This window comes from Flavobacterium bomense, assembly GCF_003970355.1.
In genome coordinates, this window is record NZ_RYDJ01000001.1 from 563,867 (window position 1) to 583,159 (window position 19,293).

18 protein-coding genes are annotated in these 19,293 nt (G+C 35.1%); 10 read left to right on the plus strand and 8 right to left on the minus strand.

Annotated features, from left to right (window positions below; genetic code table 11):
- Window positions 1-45 precede the first annotated feature (45 nt).
- The 3 genes from EKL98_RS02445 to EKL98_RS02455 form a co-directional block, all read right to left on the minus strand.
- Window positions 46-3,477: a hypothetical protein gene (locus EKL98_RS02445; RefSeq protein ID WP_126561451.1), complete on the minus strand. Its 3,432-nt coding sequence runs from the start codon at window positions 3,475-3,477 to the stop codon at window positions 46-48.
- Between the two features lie 158 nt (window positions 3,478-3,635).
- Complete coding sequence (locus tag EKL98_RS02450; protein WP_126553975.1) at window positions 3,636-4,892, minus strand: aspartate kinase; 1,257 nt, start codon at window positions 4,890-4,892, stop codon at window positions 3,636-3,638.
- Between the two features lie 26 nt (window positions 4,893-4,918).
- Complete coding sequence (locus EKL98_RS02455) at window positions 4,919-5,425, minus strand: GNAT family N-acetyltransferase (RefSeq protein ID WP_126561452.1); 507 nt, start codon at window positions 5,423-5,425, stop codon at window positions 4,919-4,921.
- Between the two features lie 259 nt (window positions 5,426-5,684).
- Between EKL98_RS02455 and fbp the strand changes: the two genes are divergently transcribed.
- Entirely contained in the window at window positions 5,685-6,704 is a 1,020-nt protein-coding gene (fbp, locus tag EKL98_RS02460; protein WP_126457587.1) for a class 1 fructose-bisphosphatase, read from the plus strand.
- Window positions 6,705-6,750: 46 nt separating this feature from the next.
- Here the strand turns inward: fbp and EKL98_RS02465 are convergent, their stop codons facing one another.
- Window positions 6,751-7,182, minus strand: a complete 432-nt coding sequence (locus EKL98_RS02465; RefSeq protein ID WP_126561453.1) for a TerB family tellurite resistance protein — start codon at window positions 7,180-7,182, stop codon at window positions 6,751-6,753.
- Window positions 7,183-7,360: 178 nt separating this feature from the next.
- Here EKL98_RS02465 and EKL98_RS02470 point away from each other — a divergent pair, with 178 nt between their 5' ends.
- The 4 genes from EKL98_RS02470 to EKL98_RS02485 all read left to right on the plus strand — a co-directional run bounded on the left by EKL98_RS02470 (window position 7,361) and on the right by EKL98_RS02485 (window position 10,232).
- Entirely contained in the window at window positions 7,361-7,954 is a 594-nt protein-coding gene (locus EKL98_RS02470; RefSeq protein ID WP_126561454.1) for a HupE/UreJ family protein, read from the plus strand.
- A gap of 1 nt (window position 7,955) precedes the next feature.
- A complete protein-coding gene (locus tag EKL98_RS02475; RefSeq protein ID WP_126457584.1) occupies window positions 7,956-8,387 on the plus strand; it encodes a deoxycytidylate deaminase in 432 nt (143 codons plus the stop codon).
- A 70-nt stretch (window positions 8,388-8,457) separates the two neighbouring features.
- Window positions 8,458-10,029 (plus strand): S41 family peptidase, encoded by a 1,572-nt coding sequence (locus EKL98_RS02480; RefSeq protein ID WP_126561455.1) that lies wholly within the window; start codon window positions 8,458-8,460, stop codon window positions 10,027-10,029.
- Between the two features lie 20 nt (window positions 10,030-10,049).
- Window positions 10,050-10,232, plus strand: a complete 183-nt coding sequence (locus tag EKL98_RS02485) for a hypothetical protein (protein WP_126457582.1) — start codon at window positions 10,050-10,052, stop codon at window positions 10,230-10,232.
- Between the two features lie 44 nt (window positions 10,233-10,276).
- Here EKL98_RS02485 and EKL98_RS02490 read toward each other — a convergent pair whose 3' ends face one another.
- The 4 genes from EKL98_RS02490 to EKL98_RS02505 all read right to left on the minus strand — a co-directional run bounded on the left by EKL98_RS02490 (window position 10,277) and on the right by EKL98_RS02505 (window position 12,608).
- Window positions 10,277-10,861 (minus strand): lysophospholipid acyltransferase family protein, encoded by a 585-nt coding sequence (locus EKL98_RS02490; RefSeq protein WP_158615210.1) that lies wholly within the window; start codon window positions 10,859-10,861, stop codon window positions 10,277-10,279.
- Window positions 10,862-11,093: 232 nt separating this feature from the next.
- On the minus strand, window positions 11,094-11,660 hold the full coding sequence (locus EKL98_RS02495; RefSeq protein ID WP_126561500.1) for an NAD(P)/FAD-dependent oxidoreductase: 567 nt from the start codon (window positions 11,658-11,660) through the stop codon (window positions 11,094-11,096).
- 44 nt (window positions 11,661-11,704) lie between these two features.
- The gene (locus EKL98_RS02500) at window positions 11,705-11,905 is read right to left on the minus strand and encodes a hypothetical protein (protein WP_126456406.1); all 201 of its coding nucleotides are present in this window, start codon (window positions 11,903-11,905) and stop codon (window positions 11,705-11,707) included.
- 127 nt (window positions 11,906-12,032) lie between these two features.
- Entirely contained in the window at window positions 12,033-12,608 is a 576-nt protein-coding gene (locus tag EKL98_RS02505) for a MarC family protein (RefSeq protein ID WP_126457580.1), read from the minus strand.
- A gap of 428 nt (window positions 12,609-13,036) precedes the next feature.
- On the opposite strand from EKL98_RS02505, the gene EKL98_RS02510 reads away from it, so the two are divergent.
- The 5 genes from EKL98_RS02510 to EKL98_RS02530 all read left to right on the plus strand — a co-directional run bounded on the left by EKL98_RS02510 (window position 13,037) and on the right by EKL98_RS02530 (window position 19,282).
- Window positions 13,037-13,603 carry a DUF3109 family protein gene (locus EKL98_RS02510; protein WP_126561456.1) on the plus strand — a complete coding sequence of 189 codons (567 nt, stop codon included), beginning with the start codon at window positions 13,037-13,039 and terminating at the stop codon, window positions 13,601-13,603.
- Window positions 13,604-13,864: 261 nt separating this feature from the next.
- The gene (locus EKL98_RS02515) at window positions 13,865-14,842 is read left to right on the plus strand and encodes a ribonucleotide-diphosphate reductase subunit beta (protein WP_126457579.1); all 978 of its coding nucleotides are present in this window, start codon (window positions 13,865-13,867) and stop codon (window positions 14,840-14,842) included.
- Between the two features lie 335 nt (window positions 14,843-15,177).
- Window positions 15,178-17,592 carry a ribonucleoside-diphosphate reductase subunit alpha gene (locus tag EKL98_RS02520; protein WP_126561457.1) on the plus strand — a complete coding sequence of 805 codons (2,415 nt, stop codon included), beginning with the start codon at window positions 15,178-15,180 and terminating at the stop codon, window positions 17,590-17,592.
- Between the two features lie 20 nt (window positions 17,593-17,612).
- Window positions 17,613-18,239, plus strand: a complete 627-nt coding sequence (locus tag EKL98_RS02525; protein WP_126561458.1) for a hypothetical protein — start codon at window positions 17,613-17,615, stop codon at window positions 18,237-18,239.
- A 53-nt stretch (window positions 18,240-18,292) separates the two neighbouring features.
- Window positions 18,293-19,282 carry a hypothetical protein gene (locus EKL98_RS02530; protein ID WP_126561459.1) on the plus strand — a complete coding sequence of 330 codons (990 nt, stop codon included), beginning with the start codon at window positions 18,293-18,295 and terminating at the stop codon, window positions 19,280-19,282.
- Window positions 19,283-19,293 lie beyond the last annotated feature (11 nt).

Genomic DNA, 19,293 nt, shown 5'->3' on the forward strand with positions numbered 1-19,293 from the left:
GTATTTAATATTGCGAGGGCATTACCAAACTATTAAATTGTGGTATTAAAAATAGGCTCTCAATTGAATATTTCCAGTATGTATGGCCTGGGTTGTTTCACTTTTCCGACCCTGATAATTAAAATTAACATCTAAAAACTGGGTGATATTTTTTTGTAAAAGAAGCCTCCAAGTGATGTTTTGTCCGGTTTGTAGCCCTTCCAGCATTTGAAATCCAACCGAAGAGAATTCATTTCCTTCGAATTTATTTTGGTAAAAAGAGACTTCGCCGTTCATCGTGAATTTTTTTGTGCCTGCATACGAAAAGGCAGTTCCAAAACGGTTTTGCAGCAGCGTTTCTGAAACCCCAATTTGGTTTTTTTTATTCTGTAATTCATAAAAGAGGTCCCAGCTCGTGCTTTTAGAAAATAGATAACTGATTTTAGGAGCTAATTGATAACCGTTTATAGCATAGTTTTTCTCCGGGAAATTTTCTGATTCAATGGTTGTTTGTATCGTTTTGGCAAAAAAACCTAGCAGCCAGCTTTTCTGGTACAAATGATTGTACTGCAATTGATGCGAATTGTTGGTAGCCTCTTGAGAGCCTATAGACAACAAGTTTTTAGTTTTATTTTGCAGATATGAATACGTGGCGGAGTGGTTTTGTTTTCCTCTATTGTAAAACAAACTGTTCCTTAAACTCGAGTTTAATCCCAACACATTTTCAGTAGAACTGCTGAACGGATTTAATTCGAAATTATCACCCTCACTTCTAGTTTTTCGGTCGATTATAAAAGCGGTTTGATTGTAGAAATACGAAAGTATTTTCTTAAAACCTTTTTCGTTCTGCCATTGATTGGGATTCAGGGTCACGGATTGCGAGAATTTGTTTTGATGTGTTTTTATGTAAACCCTGTTGGGAAGAAAGATGCGGATGAATTTTGCCTGGTCAATAAACGTGGCGACTTCAAACTCCTGTAATTCCTGAATTCCATTGCCGTTATAGTCGTTCCAGGTGTAAATTCCCTGGCCCGCAGGAACTTCCAGATACGTGAATTCCTGTTGGGGAATGGTCCCGGAATTCGTTTCATAAACCGTTGTGCTTTGTATCAATTGATTGAAAAAACGATCCGTATAAATTATTCTGGAATTTAACGTAGGTTCTCTTTTTCTTGTTGCATCCACAAAATCCAAGATTCTGTAATTAGCATATAGGGATAAATCGCTTTTATTAGTTTGAATCAATTTTGATTTCAAAAGGAAAGTCTGAGACGAATTGACCCTTTGGATCAGTCCATTTTGTAAACTGTCATTGGATCTTCTTAGGTATCCCAATTCTACAAAAACTTTGGTGCTGTCTCCGCGACCGGTAAAAAATCCGTACTCTGTAAATTTTTGACTCAAAGCCGAAAATACATTTGAAATTTTATTTTTCTCCTGATTGTCCTCTAAGCGCAAGCGAGAGCCAATCCAGTTTTTGTCAAAATGAAAACGGATTTGGGATTGGTTTCTTAAAAATTCAGAGGATGAAATCGTTCCGTCACTTTTTAGGGAACTGCCTTGATTTTGAAAAGTCCAGTTTTTTATTTGAAACAAGCCATTTAAAACATGTCGATTTCCCGAAAAATTTCCCGAAAAATCCAGTTTTTCAAACTGATACATCAATAGTCCTTTGTTTGTTGAGTTGGGTTTAGGGTTTAAATCCAATTGCAGTCCGGAAATTAACAAACTTTGATTTCCTATAGCCGCAGTTCCTAAGTTCCAATCCCGGTCAAATTCGATGTTGTACAGCCGTTCTACAGCCCTAAAATTTCGCTGAATAAATTGATAATTCGCAAAAGCATCTACGTGCCATTTTTTTGAAAAAAGCCGTTGCTTGGCATTGATTTTTGCAGCCAGGCCCTGATTGTTTGCATCGTCAACGGGCGAAAATAAATTGCTGTCGTTATTGCTGAGACCAATTTCAAAATCGAGTACCGTTTTTTCAGTGGGATTGTATTTCCCTAAAAAGGTGGTCACTTGGATTTTTGTAGGAGCAATCAATTGTATGATGGGTTCATAACTTCCTTGCGAAACGCCGTTAATGGGAGCTATATACTCATAAACCCGGGTGATCGTGGCTGAATTTGTCAAAATATAATTTCCATTATTCAGTCCTACTAAAGTAAATCGAACATTGAATAATTCCTGCTGTGCTTCATTTGAGTACTCAAAAATTTCCACAGCATTGAGGATTGTTTTTCGGTACAGCGCCTTGTTTTCAGAATAGGAATCTGCAAATGCTGACGGGGCAACCATTAAATCCGGATTATCTCCCGCATTAACTAATATCTGGGCTTGTTCTTGGGATAAATTTTGTTGTAAAGGTTGGTTTTTCAGGTCGTTTTCCGAATATAAATAGCCTCCAAAACTCCAGTTTTTATTTTCGTGCGTGGCGCCTGCATAGGTTATAAATCGAGTGTAATTTCGATCTGAATATTGGTATTCTATGGCAATTCGCATTTCGGAGGTAATCGTGAAAAGCGGGGTAAACACGATTTCACCCGCATTATAATCAATCGTGTAATCATTGTTTTCGCCTCGTTTTAATAAAACACCATTTACATACACCCGCTCTGATCCTGAAATAACGAGTACATACAACTCTCCATTTTGCCCTTTTAATTTATAGGGACCCTGATTGCCTTCTTGGCCCACGATATCGCTTTTTGCATATTGTCCTCGGACCAGCGCTGCTGAGGCAAATACATTTGTTTTGTTTTCTTCGGTTCCAAAGGTGAAGGTGGTGGCGAGTCCCTGCACTTTTTTATTGAAATTCAGGAATTGGGATTTCTTGTTCTCTAGAAAAATATCACCCGCTCGAATGTTCCAATCGGCACTGAATAATTCCATGAATACATTATCGAACTGGTCTAATTTTTGGGAATAACCGCCATCCTGCAGCGGAATGTTACTGTCTTGAATGGAGGCTCTTAAGTTTACTTTTTCAGAGATTTTTCCTGTGATTTGTAAGTCTAAATTGGAGTTCAAAACGGCATTTTGATTGTTTCCTATGGTAATGCCACGGGTAATACTTCCGGATGTATTCAAGCCGTCAAAAGGCACATTTTTATTTGGGTTTTTATTTTTGAGGGTATATAAATCACCTGATCCGGCTTCGTTGCTTACTACTTTGGCAGAATCATAAATGCGGTATTCTTTAGTAAGGATCTCCGGAAATTTCAAATAGTGTACGGTTATTGAATCGTTGTATTGGGCGCTGTTTTCTTTTAAAAACAAAGTCCCTTCACTGAAATTTACCGTATAAAAAAGGGTTTCGATGGGTTTGCCATTGGCGTCAAGCAATTTGAAAAAACTGGAATTAATGCTTTCTTTTTCAAGATGAATGGTGTCACGGGAAAAAGGGATTTTTTTGGTTTTGTACAACGAATTTATTTCCTGTGCGTGGAGCCCAGAAATACAGCTTATTACAGTCCAAAAAAGTAATTTTTTCAACATAAATACTATAACTCGAAAGTGTCAAAAGTAGTATTTATAATTTGATAATTACAAAAGGTTTCGATTTTAGCGTTTGGGTTTTAAAGTATTAAAAGAATGGAGATCAGAATTTGATTCTGATCTCCATTTATACTTTGGGTTGCGCATCTTTTTTAGGGTTACACTTCCTTTGTGATCACTTGTATGGTTTCCCGACTGACCTGTTTCAATAACACAACTTTGTTTTTTTCAACGGTTTCGGCTGCTGTTTCGTTAAAATGTCGGATGGTGTATAAGGTGACATTTTCATTAAACTCTACTTTAAACTTTTTAGACAAGATAGCATTCAGGGCTTTGAAATTGTCAAATTTATCTTCTACACATACGGAGAAACTAATTGCTGAATTCTGAATCAAGTTCACTTTTATTTTGAATTGATGGAATAATGCAAAAATTTCGCTGATGTTTTCTTCCATGATAAAAGAGAAATCGATAGAGGAAAGCGAAATCAAAAGCTGGTTTCTTTTGACGATGAAACACGGTAAATAAGGTTCTAAGTCGACTCCTTTAGAAACGCTCGTTCCTTTTAGTAACGGATTTATAAAGGATTTTACATACAACGGAATTTCCTTTTTTTGCAAAGGTTGTAGTGTTTTTGGGTGAATAACCGTTGCCCCATAAAAAGCCAGTTCTATGGCTTCACGGTACGAAATCTGATTCAATAAACTCGCATTTTCAAAATATCTTGGATCGGCATTCATTACTCCGGGAACATCTTTCCAGATGGTCACGCTTTCGGCATTTAAGCAATACGCAAAAATTGCAGCCGTATAATCAGATCCTTCTCGGCCTAAAGTGGTGGTAAAGTTATTTTCGTCAGAACCTAAGAATCCTTGTGTAATGTTTAGTGTTTTACGTTTTACGTTTTTGGCAATGTTCTTCTGTGTCAATTCCCAATCTACTTCCGCATCCCTGTATGTAGCATTGGTTTTTATGAAATTCCGAACATCCAGCCATTGTGTTTTTATGCCCATGAAATTCATGAAATGACTTAGGATTGTGGTCGAAATTAATTCGCCATAACTGACAATTTGATCGTAGACAAAATTATAATTGGGTGATTTATTGTGGGTCAGGAAATACTCTAAATCTGAAAATTGAGTGTTAACAGCTTTGAAGACTTCGTTTTTTTCGTCCTCAAATAAATCTATCAAAATTTGATTGTGGTACTTTTTTACTTCTTGAACAGATGAATTTAATTCAGCGGATTTATCGAAATAATTTTTTATGACAACCTCGAGCGCATTTGTGGTTTTTCCCATTGCAGAAACGACCAACAATACGTCTTCATAGCCCACTTTTTGTAAAACGTCATACACGTTTTTAATTCCTTCAGCATCTTTTACAGAAGCTCCTCCAAATTTGAATACTCTCATATTTTAAACAAAAATTGTTCTTTATTTTATTTCAATTTATTCTCTACAAAATTGGTGATTCCCAATTCGTCCATGTGAACAACATACCAATCACGGAGTACTTTGGCGCCTGATTTTTCATAAAATTCTATTGCTGGAGTATTCCAGTCCAATACATTCCATTCTACTCTTCGAACCTGATCTTTTTTACCCTGTTTTATAATTTCAGAATATAAAGCATATCCTAATCCGGTGCCACGCATTGTCTCTTTTACCACTAAATCTTCCAGGTGAATTGTTTTTCCTTTCCAAGTAGAAAATCGGTAGTAGTACAAGGCGATACCTACAATTTGTTTTGCCTGTTCGCTATTGCTCGGGTCCGCTTGAACCTCGGCAACAAAAACATGAAATAGTGGCACCGGGCCAAAACCATCTCGAATTAAATCGGCAACAGTTACAAGGACGGCATCGGGTTCTTTCTCGAATATTGCTAATTCTTGGATGAGCCCTAAAACAGCTTCCATATCTTCAGGATTTCCTTTTCTGATCGTCATGTGCGGGATGTATTTGTGTTTTTTAGTTGAATAAGAAATTTGCTTTTTCGATTGGCTATTGGATCAATCTCCAATACGGCTCATTTCATAATTTTTTATTTTAATGCTTCAATATCGCAATAAAATTAGATTTTTACGTATTAATTTTATGTTTTAATCAGCAAATATACAATACGGTTAAACTAAGCAACTATTTTTCAAATCAATTTCACAAAAAAAACGATATTTGTGACTTCAAAACAACTACAACGATTTCTTAATGGAAGAACGCAACAAAACACTTGGAGAATTTATCATTGAAAACCAGAATGCTTTTCAATATTCGTCCGGCGAATTATCTCGAATTATCAACTCCATCCGATTGGCTGCCAAGGTAGTCAATTATAAAGTAAACAAAGCTGGACTGGTTGATATTGTGGGTGCTGCCGGAGAGCAAAACATACAGGGGGAAGACCAGCAAAAACTAGATGTATATGCCAATGAAGTTTTTATTCAAACATTAATTAATCGCGAGATCGTATGCGGAATCGCTTCTGAAGAAAATGATGATTTCATTACTGTGGAAGGAAGTGACCACAGCCACAATAATAAATATGTAGTGTTGATGGATCCCCTTGACGGCTCGTCTAATATTGATGTTAATGTTTCTGTAGGGACAATATTTTCGGTTTACAGGAGAATTACCCCAATAGGAACTCCAGTTACGTTGGAAGATTTTTTACAGCCGGGGATCAATCAGGTTGCTGCAGGCTATGTGATTTACGGGACTTCGACTATGTTAGTTTATACAACTGGGCACGGTGTGAACGGATTTACGCTGAATCCTGCTATTGGTACTTTTTACTTGTCTCATCCTAAAATGAAATTCCCAACCGATGGCCATATTTATTCCATCAATGAAGGTAATTATGTCCATTTTCCGCAAGGAGTAAAGGATTATATCAAATATTGTCAGCTGGAAGAAGGAGACAGGCCTTATACTTCTCGATACATCGGAAGTTTAGTTTCTGACTTTCATCGCAATATGATTAAAGGAGGGATTTATTTATATCCAACAAGTTCAAAAGCATCCAAAGGGAAATTACGATTGTTGTATGAATGCAACCCATTAGCTTTTATCGCAGAACAGGCGGGAGGAAAAGCATCGGATGGATTTGATCGGGTGATGGAAATTGAACCAACGGAACTGCATCAGCGCGTTCCTTTTTTCTGTGGAAGCTACAATATGGTTGAAAAATCGGAAGAATTTATGCTTAAAGCAAAACTAAGCAAGTACTAAAAACAAAAAGCTTCCGTCTTGGCGGAAGCTTTTTTATAGGTATAATCTACGTATTGATATTTTGTATTTCAGTAATGAACGTATCCAAATCTACTTCTTTTTCTACAAGCAGAAGAGCATTTTCTACAATTTGACTTATATTTTCAGGGTCAAATCCTATTCCAATGCCAATTTTTCGTAACATCAGCTCTTGTTTGTCTCCTAAATGGTGGTCAACATGAACGATTCTGGCTAAATCATACAGTCGCTCTATCCTTTGTTCATATAAATAAGGAGGATTGATAGGGTATTTTAGCGGATCCTGTAAAATTTCTTCATATTCTGCAGGAGAAATTTCTAATCGAACGGCTAATTTATCTACAAATGCTTTTTCTTCTGGAGAAATCTTCTCGTCAGTTAGTGCTACGCGGACAATAGATGAAAAATGACCTCTATTTCTTTGTTTGAATTCGCTATCAAATAAATCTGAAAATGACATAGTTGTGGTTTTTGTATCGTACAAAGATATATCTATTTTAAAGTATTAATTTTTATTTTTTTTATATTTTTTCTTTCGACATACCTGCTTTTGATTTGTATTTATTTGAATGTTCAAATGAATCATTTTCAAAATTAATCGTAAGTTTACAACCCTTTATCAACTTAATACTTTACTGATGTCAGAATTTTGGATTTACTTTCAAATAGGATTAAAACACGTTTTGGATATTCACGCTTATGATCATGTTTTATTTTTAATCGCCCTAGCGGTTCCTTTTTCTTTCAAGGACTGGAAGCGAATTGTACTTTTGGTTTCCCTTTTTACCATTGGTCATACCATGGCTTTACTGCTTTCTGTTTTTGGTATAATTGCCATAAAAGTAAATATTGTTGAGTTGTTAATCCCAATTACAATTGTGATAACCGCATTGTTTAATCTTTTTACGGCAGGAAAATCGAGCAAGAAAGAAAGCCTCAATCTGATGTTTTTTATCACGCTTTTCTTTGGGATAATTCATGGGTTGGGTTTTTCAAATTATTTCAAATCGATTCTTGGAGGAAATGCTATGTCTAAAGTCTTGCCACTGTCAGAATTTGCACTAGGTATAGAAGCCGCCCAGATTGTAGTGGTTTTTGTGGTTTTGATTTTAGCCTACATTGTTCAGACTGTTTTTAGATTTTCAAAACGCGACTGGACATTAGTAATGTCAGCATTTATAATAGGAGTAGTGATACCAATGATTGTGGAAAGTGAAATCTGGATAAGATAAAATGAACGAAAAAAAATTAAATAAATACGACAAAGCATACCTTAGAATTGCCAAAGAATGGAGCTTGCTGTCCTATTGTAAACGAAAACAAGTTGGTGCAATTATTGTGCGTGACAGAATGATAATCTCAGATGGGTATAACGGAACGCCCTCCGGTTTTGAAAACTGTTGTGAAGATGAGCAAGGATTAACCCGCTGGGATGTTTTACATGCTGAGGCAAATGCGATCCTCAAGGTAGCGCGATCCACACAATCCTGTGAAGGAGCCACCTTGTATATCACACTTTCACCTTGTAAGGAGTGCAGTAAATTGATTCACCAGTCGGGAATAAAAAGAGTGGTCTATCACAATGGCTATCGCGATGATTCCGGCATTCAGTTTTTGATAAAAGCCGGAGTAGAGGTTGAGCATATTCCAGTTTTGGAGGAATAAAAGAACGTGCAAAAAAAATTAAAACGATGATGCACGTCAGGTTATATTATTCTTTTAATGATAACTTTATATGAAATTTAATACAAAATATTTACCACTACTCCTTTTCTCAACACTTGCTTTTGGCGTTGTGTTGGGCGGGATGTTGCATTTTCCCGGTAGAGCTGATTTCACAGCTAAAAATAATTCTAAAACTAAGCTGAATACACTCATTGATTTTATTGATACTGAATACGTTGATGCGGTTGATACGGATTCTATTGTAAATCTTACCGTTGATAATATTCTTGCGCAACTTGATCCGCATTCCGTATATGTTCCCGCTAGCGAGCAGCAACAGGTAATGGAAAGCATGAAGGGTAATTTTGTGGGAATAGGAGTGAATTTTTATATGTATAAAGATTCTGTAGCGGTCATAAAACCTGTAGAAAACGGCCCTTCGGCAAAAGCAGGAATAAAATCAGGTGATCGGATTCTATATGCTGATAAAACCAAATTGTTCGGACGTAAGTTGCCCACAGACAGTTTGTTTTCTAAATTAAAAGGGGCCGTAGGTTCTAATATTGAGCTTACAATATATAGAAAATCAGAACGTAAAAAACTCAAGCTAAAACTAAAACGCGATGTTATTCCCTTAAAAAGTGTTGATGCCGCTTTGCTCTTGAGTAATGCGACAGGATACATAAAAATAAATCGTTTTGCCGAAACTACTTACAAGGAGTTTATGCAAAATTTGTCTGCACTTAAGCAACGAGGTGCGAAGTCACTTATTATTGATGTCCGAGATAACGGTGGCGGTTATATGGAAGAAGCAATTGCTATCGCGGATGAATTGTTGCCAAACAAACAACTGATTGTTTTTACCAAAAACAAAAAAGGTACTATAGACAAGACATTTGCAACCCAAAAAGGTAGTTTTGAAAAAGGAAATGTTTTTATTCTAATTAATGAAAACAGCGCTTCAGCAAGTGAAATTCTTGCAGGAGCCGTTCAGGATAATGACCGGGGAACTATTGTAGGCCGCCGTTCTTTTGGAAAGGGATTGGTGCAACGAGAAATAGATTTTGCTGACGGTTCAGCAGTTCGCTTGACTGTTGCCAGATATTATACGCCAACAGGCCGGTCGATTCAAAAACCCTATTCAAAAGGGAATGAAGCGTATTTTAAAGAATCAGAAACGCGTTTTGAAAATGGGGAACTATATCAAAAAGACAGTATAAAAGTTTCAGACACCTTGCAATTCAAAACTAAAAAAGGTAAAATTGTATATGGCGGTGGCGGTATTGTTCCTGATGTTTTTGTACCGCTTGAGGTGGAACATGGAAATGGAAGTACCGCTTATTTATTGCAATCGGGAATCGTAGGGAATTTTGTTTTCGAACAATTGGATAAAAATCGGAGCGCCTTTAAAGGACTCACTTTTGCTCAGTTCCAATCTAAAATGAATCAAACAGAGGCATATTTCAATTCATTTCAGAAATTTATTTTTGGCAACGGATTGGATTTGAAATTTGGAAAAAGCAAATCATTGGTAAAACGATACCTGGCTGCTGAATTTGCTCGGCAATTGTATGGGGAACGGTCTTATTATGAGATTATATTGAAAGAGGATGCCATGATTAAGGCAATTTTGAAAAAATAATAATCACTATATTTCACAGTATGGAAAGTAAGTTTTCTGGAATGACAGTTAATGAGCGTTTGTATGTTGGAGGCCTTATAAATGACTTTGATAATGCTCTGGAACAAAAAAATGTGGAAGGAATTAAAGCTGTTTTAAAGAAAGTGGCACTAAATGAAGATTCTATTTTTGAGATGCTTATTAGCTTAGGACTTGATGCTTAATTAGAAAATTTCACTCTTGATTTTGTTTGCCCTTAAAAAGAAAACTAATTTTGATTGTCCCAATCTTTTCTATATCGAATGAGTTCGTTATCTATCATTTTCTTTGACGTACTTAATAAATAGGCTGCATCTTCAGAATAAATAGCCGGAAAATAAGTTATTTTAATTTCAGTGGTCCGTTTTCCAAAGCATTTTAAAAAATGCGGAATGAAAGTGTCGTCACCAATAAAAGCGTCTGTTTTTTCTTTATAATCTATTGCAATAGGAATCACGGCAGCTTTAATCTTAGTAGCCATTACAAAAGAGCCGTAATTGAAATCAAGAGTCGTTGGCAAAACCGCTGTTGTCCCCTCTGGAAAATTAATGATCGAATATCCTTTGGCAAGAACTTCTCGGATATTTTCGGCGGTTTCTTGTCGGCTTTTTGGACACTTTCTATCTACAAATAAAACGCCGGATATTTTGCAGATGTAGCCAATCATAGGCCATGAGGCAACTTCTTTTTTCCCTACAGGAAAAGCATGTATTTGGTTTACGATAACAATTGGGTCAAAATAGGAACGGTGATTGGCTACGATTAGTCCTTGAACTTTCGGCTTGTCGCCATAGATAATAGTGCGTATGCCCAAAAGGGTATTTGAGGTGCGAATTATAAAGTCCCGCAGGATAAGAGCTTTTTGGGCGTTAATTTCGTTGCTTCGAAAAAAAGAAAAAAGAAAAAACACAATCGAAAAAAAAGAAACAAATCCGATAAAAATCAGGAGTCTTGCCAGTCCCAAAAAAAATGATCCCATAAAACAGTGAATTGAAGGTGTAAACCTAACACTATTTTTTGAGAGATTTTCCAGAATGAAATTCTATTTATCTAATGCTATCATGAGCATGAGTCTGAATTCCGCCATTCCATAAAGTTAGAATATCTGTTGCTACTGCAGCTCCACTGCCTGCAGCAATGGCCAGTTGGCTTCTCCATCCGGCTAAAGTGCCTATCACGTAAATGCCTTCCTTGACTTTGTGATCGCTGTTTTTGAGTTGGATTCGTTGTTTTTCGGGAAGGGATTTTTGATGTGGTTCGACAAATTGCATTAAACCTTCAATAGCAAAAGTATTTGCAGATCCGACACCTACAACAATTATGCGGGTCTTGTAGGTTTTTTTATTTGTAGTTACAGCAAACTCAGGAGCGGTGCCCTCAATTTTTAGTACTTTTTCGTTGGGAATTTGTGTAATGTGCGGATATTTTTCTAAAAGATGTCCTGTGCTTTCTTTCAATAAATCAGCGCCTAATGTGCCTGCAGGGATTCCGTAGACATTATTGAATAGCGCTTCCTTAAGGGCAGAGGTTTTTTGATGGGTAAACACCCCGATTTTTTTATTAGACACAAAGTGTTTGTTGTTTGCAGAACCCAAAACTAGAGCGCATGACATGCCAGATACGCCACCGCCAAGGATAAGTACATCAAAGACCAAGGCTATTTTTCGTTTGTTTTTTCTTCTATTTTCTTTGACATTCTGAATATTAGAAGAATCAATACAGCACAAAAAGAGGCTGCCATTCCAATAAATGCAACTACGCTATCTCCTTGAAATGGATTTTTGAAATCCAGTAAAGTAACATTAAATAGGATTAGCGCTATTGCTAAAAATACCAAGATGTTAGTGAAAATTTTCATAAGATGTTTTTGTTTTTGGTAAAAAATGCAGATGTTTGGAGGGGTTATTTATTTAGAATAAAATGCTCCAAAAAAATCAGATTTTTTATTTTACAATAATTTAAGGGTAAATTTAGGAAATTATATTTTAGACAAACAAACCTTTAACATTCGCAGCGAATAATTTAACAGCAATCGCCAGAAGTACTACGCCAAAAGTCTTTCTGATTACACCAAGTCCGTTTTCGCCTAATAATTTTTCTATTTTTGAGGATGATTTTAAAACGATATAGACCAAAATGATATTTAATAAAATGGCAATTACAATATTTATGGTATAAAATTGGGAGCGTAAAGAGAGTAAAGTGGTCATTGTTCCGGCTCCAGCAATCAAAGGGAAGGCAAGGGGAACAATTGAGGCAGAGCTGGCTTCTTCGTCCCGGTAAATCCGAATTCCTAAAATCATCTCTAATGCCAAGAAAAACAACACAAAGGATCCGGCTACAGCAAAAGAATTGACATCAATTCCAATTAGTTTTAAGAGTTCTTCTCCGGCAAAAAGAAAAACAATCATGATGACGGCGGCTACAATGGATGCTTTTTCGGATTCAATATGTCCGTGTTTTGCTCTTAAATCAATGATAATCGGGATGGATCCCACGATGTCAATTACGGCAAAAAGTACCATTCCTACGGTGATTATTTCTCGAATATCGAATTCCATAACAGACTTTTTTTATTTATGGTAAAAGTAGATAATTTCCCTGATTATTGGAGGAGTAGATTTTTTAATTTTAATGCCTTTTTTTTGAGAAGATTTTTTTCCCAGGAGGGAATAGTTGACCTGTATTTCATAGTCCTAAAAAAGTAACAGTTTGATTTTTATCGTTTTTAGGGCACAACTAAGGCAATTAATACTCAATATTTTTTAAAACCATTTCAAATGGTTCTGTGTTTTTGGTTGGTGAAAGAGGATGAACTGTAAAGAAATAAAAAATGCAATTGTTTGTATAAGTTTGAAAACAAAAGTAAACGAAGTTAAAAAATCAGGAGTATAAAATTAGGTAAATTCGTTTTAATTTTATTCGGTTTTGTTTACGAATTTATGAGTTGCTGAGGTGCTTTTTCAAATTTCTTGAATATCTTTGCAGAATGTTTCAACTAGGAAAAACCATAGTCTCAGAAGACTTACTCGAAAAAGATTTTGTTTGTAATTTGACTGCTTGTAAAGGCGCTTGTTGCGTAGATGGTGACGCTGGTGCGCCATTGAGTTTTGAGGAGACTCAAATCCTCGAATCTATTTATCCAAAGATCAAGCCTTTTTTACGCAAACAAGGAATTGCTGCAATTGAAGCGCAAGGAACTTGGGTAAAAGGTACCGATGGTGATCTTGAAACGCCACTGATTGACGACAAAGATTGTGCCTACGCAATATTTGACGGTAAGACCGCTCTGTGTGGTATTGAACAAGCCTATAATCAAGGAGCAATTAGTTGGAAAAAACCAGTTTCTTGTCATTTGTATCCAGTTCGGGTGAAAGATTTTACGGAGTTTGCCGCTGTTAATTATGACAAATGGGATATTTGTGATCCCGCCTGCTCTTTAGGTCAGGAACTTGAAGTTCCGGTATACAAATTTGTCAAAGAAGCCCTGATTCGTAAATTTGGCGAAGACTGGTATGCTGAACTTGAAAGGGTGGCGCAAGACATGAAAAAATAAGTAAATAAGAATTCTGTTTTTCTTGTTTAATTATTTAAAAAAACTATATTTTACGGTGCTTCATTCCTTTAATTATTATTTAAAATACTGAATTTAAGTGTTTTAAAATTTGTATGAAAAATATCTTAATTTTTCTATTTGTTAAAAACTATAGGGGATTGTGAATAAGTTTGGCTTTTATTAACCGCAATATTTTACAATCTTTGTATCTCTCAAAAAGCTTAAAAATTTGTTAAAACCTCAAAAAAACAAACAATTATAATGACTCAAGTTGAACCAATTTTACAAGAAAATAAAAATCGTTTCGTAATTTTTCCTATCAAACACCATGACATTTGGGAATTTTATAAAAGTATGGAAGCCAGTTTCTGGACGGCTGAAGAAATCGATTTGTCACAGGATTTAAATGACTGGAACAACAAACTCTCGGATGATGAGCGTTATTTTGTGAAGCACATTTTGGCATTTTTTGCTGCTTCAGATGGCATTGTAAATGAAAATCTGGCAGAAAATTTTGTAAACGAAGTGCAATACGCGGAAGCGAAATTCTTTTACGGTTTTCAAATTATGATGGAAAACATTCACAGCGAAACCTATTCGTTATTGATTGATACCTATGTAAAAGATGAAGTGGAGAAAGATGAATTATTCAATGCTTTAGAGGTTTTTCCGGCGATTAAGAAAAAAGCGGACTGGGCTTTGCAATGGATTGAATCGGATTCATTTGCAGAACGTTTGATTGCTTTTGCAGCAGTGGAAGGAATTTTCTTTTCGGGAGCATTTTGCTCGATTTATTGGTTGAAAAAACGGGGTTTAATGCCAGGATTGACGTTTTCTAACGAATTGATTTCTCGTGATGAAGGAGTACACTGTGATTTTGCCGTGCATTTACACAACCATCACTTGGTGAATAAAGTGCCAAAAGAAAGAATCAGAAGCATTATTGTAGATGCTTTAAACATTGAAAGAGAATTTATCACCGAGTCACTTCCGGTAAGTTTGATAGGAATGAATGCCGTATTGATGACACAATATTTAGAATTTGTTGCTGACAGATTGTTAGTGGAATTAGGTTGCGACAGAGAATATAATACTACAAACCCATTTGATTTTATGGATATGATTTCGCTTCAAGGGAAAACAAACTTCTTTGAAAAGAAAGTGGCTGAATATCAAAAAGCAGGTGTAATGAACACTGATGGTGATGCTCAAAAAATATCTTTTGACGCCGATTTTTAGATTTTTATCAAACCATGAAGGAATTAAGATCGATTAAGTTTTGTCTTAATTTTTCTAAATATTTTAATGTTAAAGAAATATTTTGATTTTTTAAATCTTAAATGATTTACTGATTTCTTTTTGTTTCTAATACTGATTAGCCCAGATAGTAATGGAAATCCTTTCTAGTCCTGAACTTTTTTCAGGACTAGAAAGATTGAAATGGATAGCTGGATATGGCTCCAAAAAAAATTGAGCAAATGAAACAATAATTGAGATTGTTTCGTTCCTCGCAATGACTAACAAATAACGAAAAACAGCGAAGGGATTTTCTGTTTTAAAAAACAAACAAAAGTATGTACGTAGTAAAAAGAGATGGCCACAAAGAGCCGGTAATGTTCGACAAAATCACAGATAGAATTAAAAAACTATGCTATGGTTTAAATGATTTAGTAGATGCCGTGAAAGTCGCAATGCGAGTAATTGAAGGGCTTTATGATGGAGTTTCTACGTCAGAATTAGATAATTTAGCAGCCGAAACTGCGGCTTCAATGACTATTGCGCATCCTGATTATGCACAATTGGCGGCGCGAATTGCAATTTCGAATTTGCATTCCAATACTAAAAAATCATTTTCGGAAACAATGAACGATATGTTTCATTATGTAAACCCGAGAAATGGACAAGATGCACCTTTATTATCTGAGGAAGTACATCAGGTGATTATGAAAAATGCGGAATTTTTAGATTCCCATGTGATATACAACAGAGATTTTAATTATGATTATTTTGGGTTTAAAACCTTGGAAAGATCATATTTGCTTAAAATAAACGGCAAAATAGTGGAGCGTCCGCAACACATGTTAATGCGTGTTTCGGTCGGGATTCACTTAGATGATTTAGATTCAGTGATTGAAACGTACGACTTAATGTCGAAAAAATTCTTTACGCATGCAACGCCTACATTATTCAATGCAGGAACTCCAAAACCGCAAATGTCTTCTTGTTTCCTTTTGGCGATGCAAGATGATAGTATTGATGGGATTTATGACACGTTGAAACAAACGGCTAAAATTTCGCAATCAGCAGGTGGAGTTGGGCTTTCTATTCATAATGTAAGAGCTACAGGTTCTTACATACGTGGAACAAACGGAACGTCAAACGGAATTGTTCCGATGTTGCGTGTTTTCAATGATACGGCACGTTATGTAGATCAAGGTGGTGGAAAACGTAAAGGTAGTTTTGCAATATACATCGAAACTTGGCATGCGGATATTTTTGAATTTTTGGACTTAAAAAAGAATACTGGAAAAGAAGAAATGCGCGCCAGAGATTTGTTCTTTGCCATGTGGACGTCTGATTTATTTATGAAACGAGTTCAAGAAGACAGTTATTGGACGTTGATGTGTCCTAATGAATGTCCGGGATTGTATGATGTCTATGGTGATGATTTCGAAAAAATGTATACGGATTATGAAAAAGCGGGTAAAGGTAGAAAAACAATTAAAGCACATGAGCTTTGGGAGAAAATTCTAGAATCGCAAATCGAAACCGGAACGCCTTACATGTTGTATAAAGATGCCGTCAATAGAAAATCAAACCAGAAAAATTTGGGGACGATTCGTTCTTCGAATTTGTGTACCGAGATTATGGAATTTACATCCAAAGATGAAATTGCAGTTTGTAATCTAGCTTCTCTTTCCTTGCCGATGTTTGTTTCTAATGGAAAGTTTGACCATGAATTGATGTATACCGTTACAAAACGGGTAACTAGAAACTTAAATAAAGTAATTGATAGGAATTATTATCCGGTAATCGAGGGAGAGAATTCTAATAAACGCCACAGGCCAATTGGTCTTGGAGTACAAGGATTAGCCGATGCTTTCATTATGTTGCGTTTGCCGTTTACGAGCGACGAAGCTAAAAAACTAAATCAGGAAATTTTTGAAACATTATACTTTGCTGCGGTAACCGCTTCAATGGAAATGGCCAAAGAAGAAGGTCCTTATTCGACATTTAAAGGCTCGCCAATATCTCAAGGAGAATTCCAATACAATTTGTGGGGAATGAAAGATGAGGAATTATCTGGTCGTTGGGACTGGGCTTCCTTGCGAAAAGAAGTGATGGAACACGGAGTGAGAAACTCGTTGTTAGTGGCACCAATGCCAACAGCATCGACGTCACAAATTTTGGGTAACAACGAAGCATTCGAACCCTATACTTCTAATATTTACACCAGAAGAGTACTTTCGGGAGAATTTATTGTGGTAAACAAACACTTGTTGCACGATTTAGTGGAGCGTGGTTTGTGGAACGAAACGTTGAAACAAGAATTAATGCGAAATAACGGTTCGGTTCAAGACCTGAATATTCCGCAAGACCTGAAAGAATTGTACAAAACAGTTTGGGAAATGTCGATGAAAGACATTATCGACATGTCTCGTCAACGTGGTTATTTTGTGGATCAATCACAATCGTTGAACTTGTTTATGCAAAATGCCAATTATTCTAAATTGACATCGATGCATTTCTATGCTTGGCAATCTGGATTGAAAACGGGAATGTATTATTTGAGAACAAAAGCTGCGGTAGATGCGATTAAATTTACATTAAACAATGATAAAAAAGCGGAGCCAATCGAAATCAAGGAGCAATCAATCGTTATTCCTGCAGTCGCTGAAGCAGTAGAAATGACTGCCGATGAATACAGAGCCATGCTCGAATTGTCTAAAAATGCAGGTCCGGATGAGTGTGAAATGTGTGGGTCGTAAATATTTTAAAAAAGAAAAAAATGGAAATATTGTTTAGCAAAGAAAGTGTAGATGTAACTAATGAACTAACAGAAAAAATCACTATTGACATTGAAAAATTAACATCCATAACTGAAGATAATATATTATTACACCAAAAGAAAATTTTCAATGATTATGAATTGAATGCTTTAGAATTTGATTTTATTAGCAGTAAAATTAGTATGAATAACACAGCACTCGTACCAAAATCCCTTTTTCTCTCTGAAGGTAGAAGTGATAATGATTTAAATGGCTATATTACTATTAAGTTAGAAGTATCTTCATCAGGTACAAAAGGCTTATTATTTAAAAAACCAGTAGATTTTAAAATTAATCATTACATTAAAGGCACTTTTAATAAAGGTATAATTGAGGTTGAATTGCCAACAACAATATATTGGGGAGAAGAAGAAAAAAAAGAAAACGAATTAATTCCTGAAAAAAAGATTTTATTTAATGAACAAAAGAAAATCTTAAAGGATTATTTAATACTTGGGAAAAATGATATAAATAAGGGAATTCCAGAAGAAAACATTAAACTTGGTGTAACTATTTTAGAAATATTAAATAAAAGAAGACTAAAATTGAAAAAAGGAGACGATTTTGATGATTTTTTAAATCAATAAATTTAATTGAAAAGCTATCATATAAATGGTAGCTTTTTTTAAACTCAAATATTATGAAATTTAATATTTTTCAAAAAATTGCATTTCTAGTTTACATTTCAATAATATTATTGATTTTCATATATTTTGTACCTTATCAAAATAATGACAACTACATTTTTCATTCAAGTATAATATCTGATGGATATGGTACAATGAACTATTTTAGATTTCTAATTTATCTTATCGTTCCTACCTTATCGTTTTATTTAGTATGGAAATATTTAGATGGGATGAATTCCTTAGAATCTAATGTTTATAAGAAAAAGGCAAAAAGAGAGTTGTTTGTTTTTTTTGTCTTCGCTGGTATTATAATTGGAAGTATCCTATTTTTTTATGTTAAAAATGAGTATTCTGAAATTAGAAAAGAACGGTTAGAAAGTCAAATTTCAGAGATTAATAATTCATTTAACATACTTAAAGAAGAGTTGAATAAAAGACCTCCATTTGTTTATGAAATACTGAAGGATAATCAAAATAATAATTTTGTTCCACCTTCTGATGAAACAGTATTAAAAGAAAAAAGACCTCCTCTTGACTTAACGTCTGCAAACGAAATATTAAAAGAATCTAAAAATTCTTCCGATCCAATAATACCTCCATTGCCTAAAGGATTTACGGTTATTAAAAAACCTATCAGAAAATTAAACTTGGATTTAAGTGGATACTATGAAGCCTGTAAAAAGGATGTTAATAATGTTTTAAAGAAAACGTTTAATGTTAGGTTCAGTGTAAAAAGAAAGACACAATTAGAAAGAAATATTAAGCAATTAATTTACAACGAATCAAGTTCAGAGGATTTAAATTATATGATAATTGACTATGTAAAAGTATTTTCTGAAGATGGAATCAAAAAAACAAAACTTGAATTTGAATTAAGAGAGTTGAATTTTTATAATGTCAAATTTAATGTGGTTTTTGCTTTTCTAGGTTCGTTTATCTTGCTTTACATAATTAGGCCATTATTTACAATGATAAAAGGAATGTTAAAAGAAGTAAGCTAAAAAGCCTAAAT

Bases quoted from the DNA above. Each gene is read 5' to 3' on its own strand.
- fbp (WP_126457587.1), top strand. From the start codon at position 5,685: ATGGAAGAACGCAACAAAACACTTGGAGAATTTATCATTGAAAACCAG.
- EKL98_RS02485 (WP_126457582.1), top strand. From the start codon at position 10,050: ATGGAAAGTAAGTTTTCTGGAATGACAGTTAATGAGCGTTTGTATGTT.
- EKL98_RS02520 (WP_126561457.1), top strand. From the start codon at position 15,178: ATGTACGTAGTAAAAAGAGATGGCCACAAAGAGCCGGTAATGTTCGAC.
- EKL98_RS02450 (WP_126553975.1), bottom strand. From the start codon at position 4,892: ATGAGAGTATTCAAATTTGGAGGAGCTTCTGTAAAAGATGCTGAAGGA.
- EKL98_RS02515 (WP_126457579.1), top strand. From the start codon at position 13,865: ATGACTCAAGTTGAACCAATTTTACAAGAAAATAAAAATCGTTTCGTA.
- EKL98_RS02505 (WP_126457580.1), bottom strand. From the start codon at position 12,608: ATGGAATTCGATATTCGAGAAATAATCACCGTAGGAATGGTACTTTTT.
- EKL98_RS02530 (WP_126561459.1), top strand. From the start codon at position 18,293: ATGAAATTTAATATTTTTCAAAAAATTGCATTTCTAGTTTACATTTCA.
- EKL98_RS02475 (WP_126457584.1), top strand. From the start codon at position 7,956: ATGAACGAAAAAAAATTAAATAAATACGACAAAGCATACCTTAGAATT.
- EKL98_RS02495 (WP_126561500.1), bottom strand. From the start codon at position 11,660: ATGTCATGCGCTCTAGTTTTGGGTTCTGCAAACAACAAACACTTTGTG.
- EKL98_RS02510 (WP_126561456.1), top strand. From the start codon at position 13,037: ATGTTTCAACTAGGAAAAACCATAGTCTCAGAAGACTTACTCGAAAAA.
- EKL98_RS02525 (WP_126561458.1), top strand. From the start codon at position 17,613: ATGGAAATATTGTTTAGCAAAGAAAGTGTAGATGTAACTAATGAACTA.
- EKL98_RS02445 (WP_126561451.1), bottom strand. From the start codon at position 3,477: ATGTTGAAAAAATTACTTTTTTGGACTGTAATAAGCTGTATTTCTGGG.
- EKL98_RS02455 (WP_126561452.1), bottom strand. From the start codon at position 5,425: ATGACGATCAGAAAAGGAAATCCTGAAGATATGGAAGCTGTTTTAGGG.
- EKL98_RS02465 (WP_126561453.1), bottom strand. From the start codon at position 7,182: ATGTCATTTTCAGATTTATTTGATAGCGAATTCAAACAAAGAAATAGA.
- EKL98_RS02480 (WP_126561455.1), top strand. From the start codon at position 8,458: ATGAAATTTAATACAAAATATTTACCACTACTCCTTTTCTCAACACTT.
- EKL98_RS02470 (WP_126561454.1), top strand. From the start codon at position 7,361: ATGTCAGAATTTTGGATTTACTTTCAAATAGGATTAAAACACGTTTTG.
- EKL98_RS02500 (WP_126456406.1), bottom strand. From the start codon at position 11,905: ATGAAAATTTTCACTAACATCTTGGTATTTTTAGCAATAGCGCTAATC.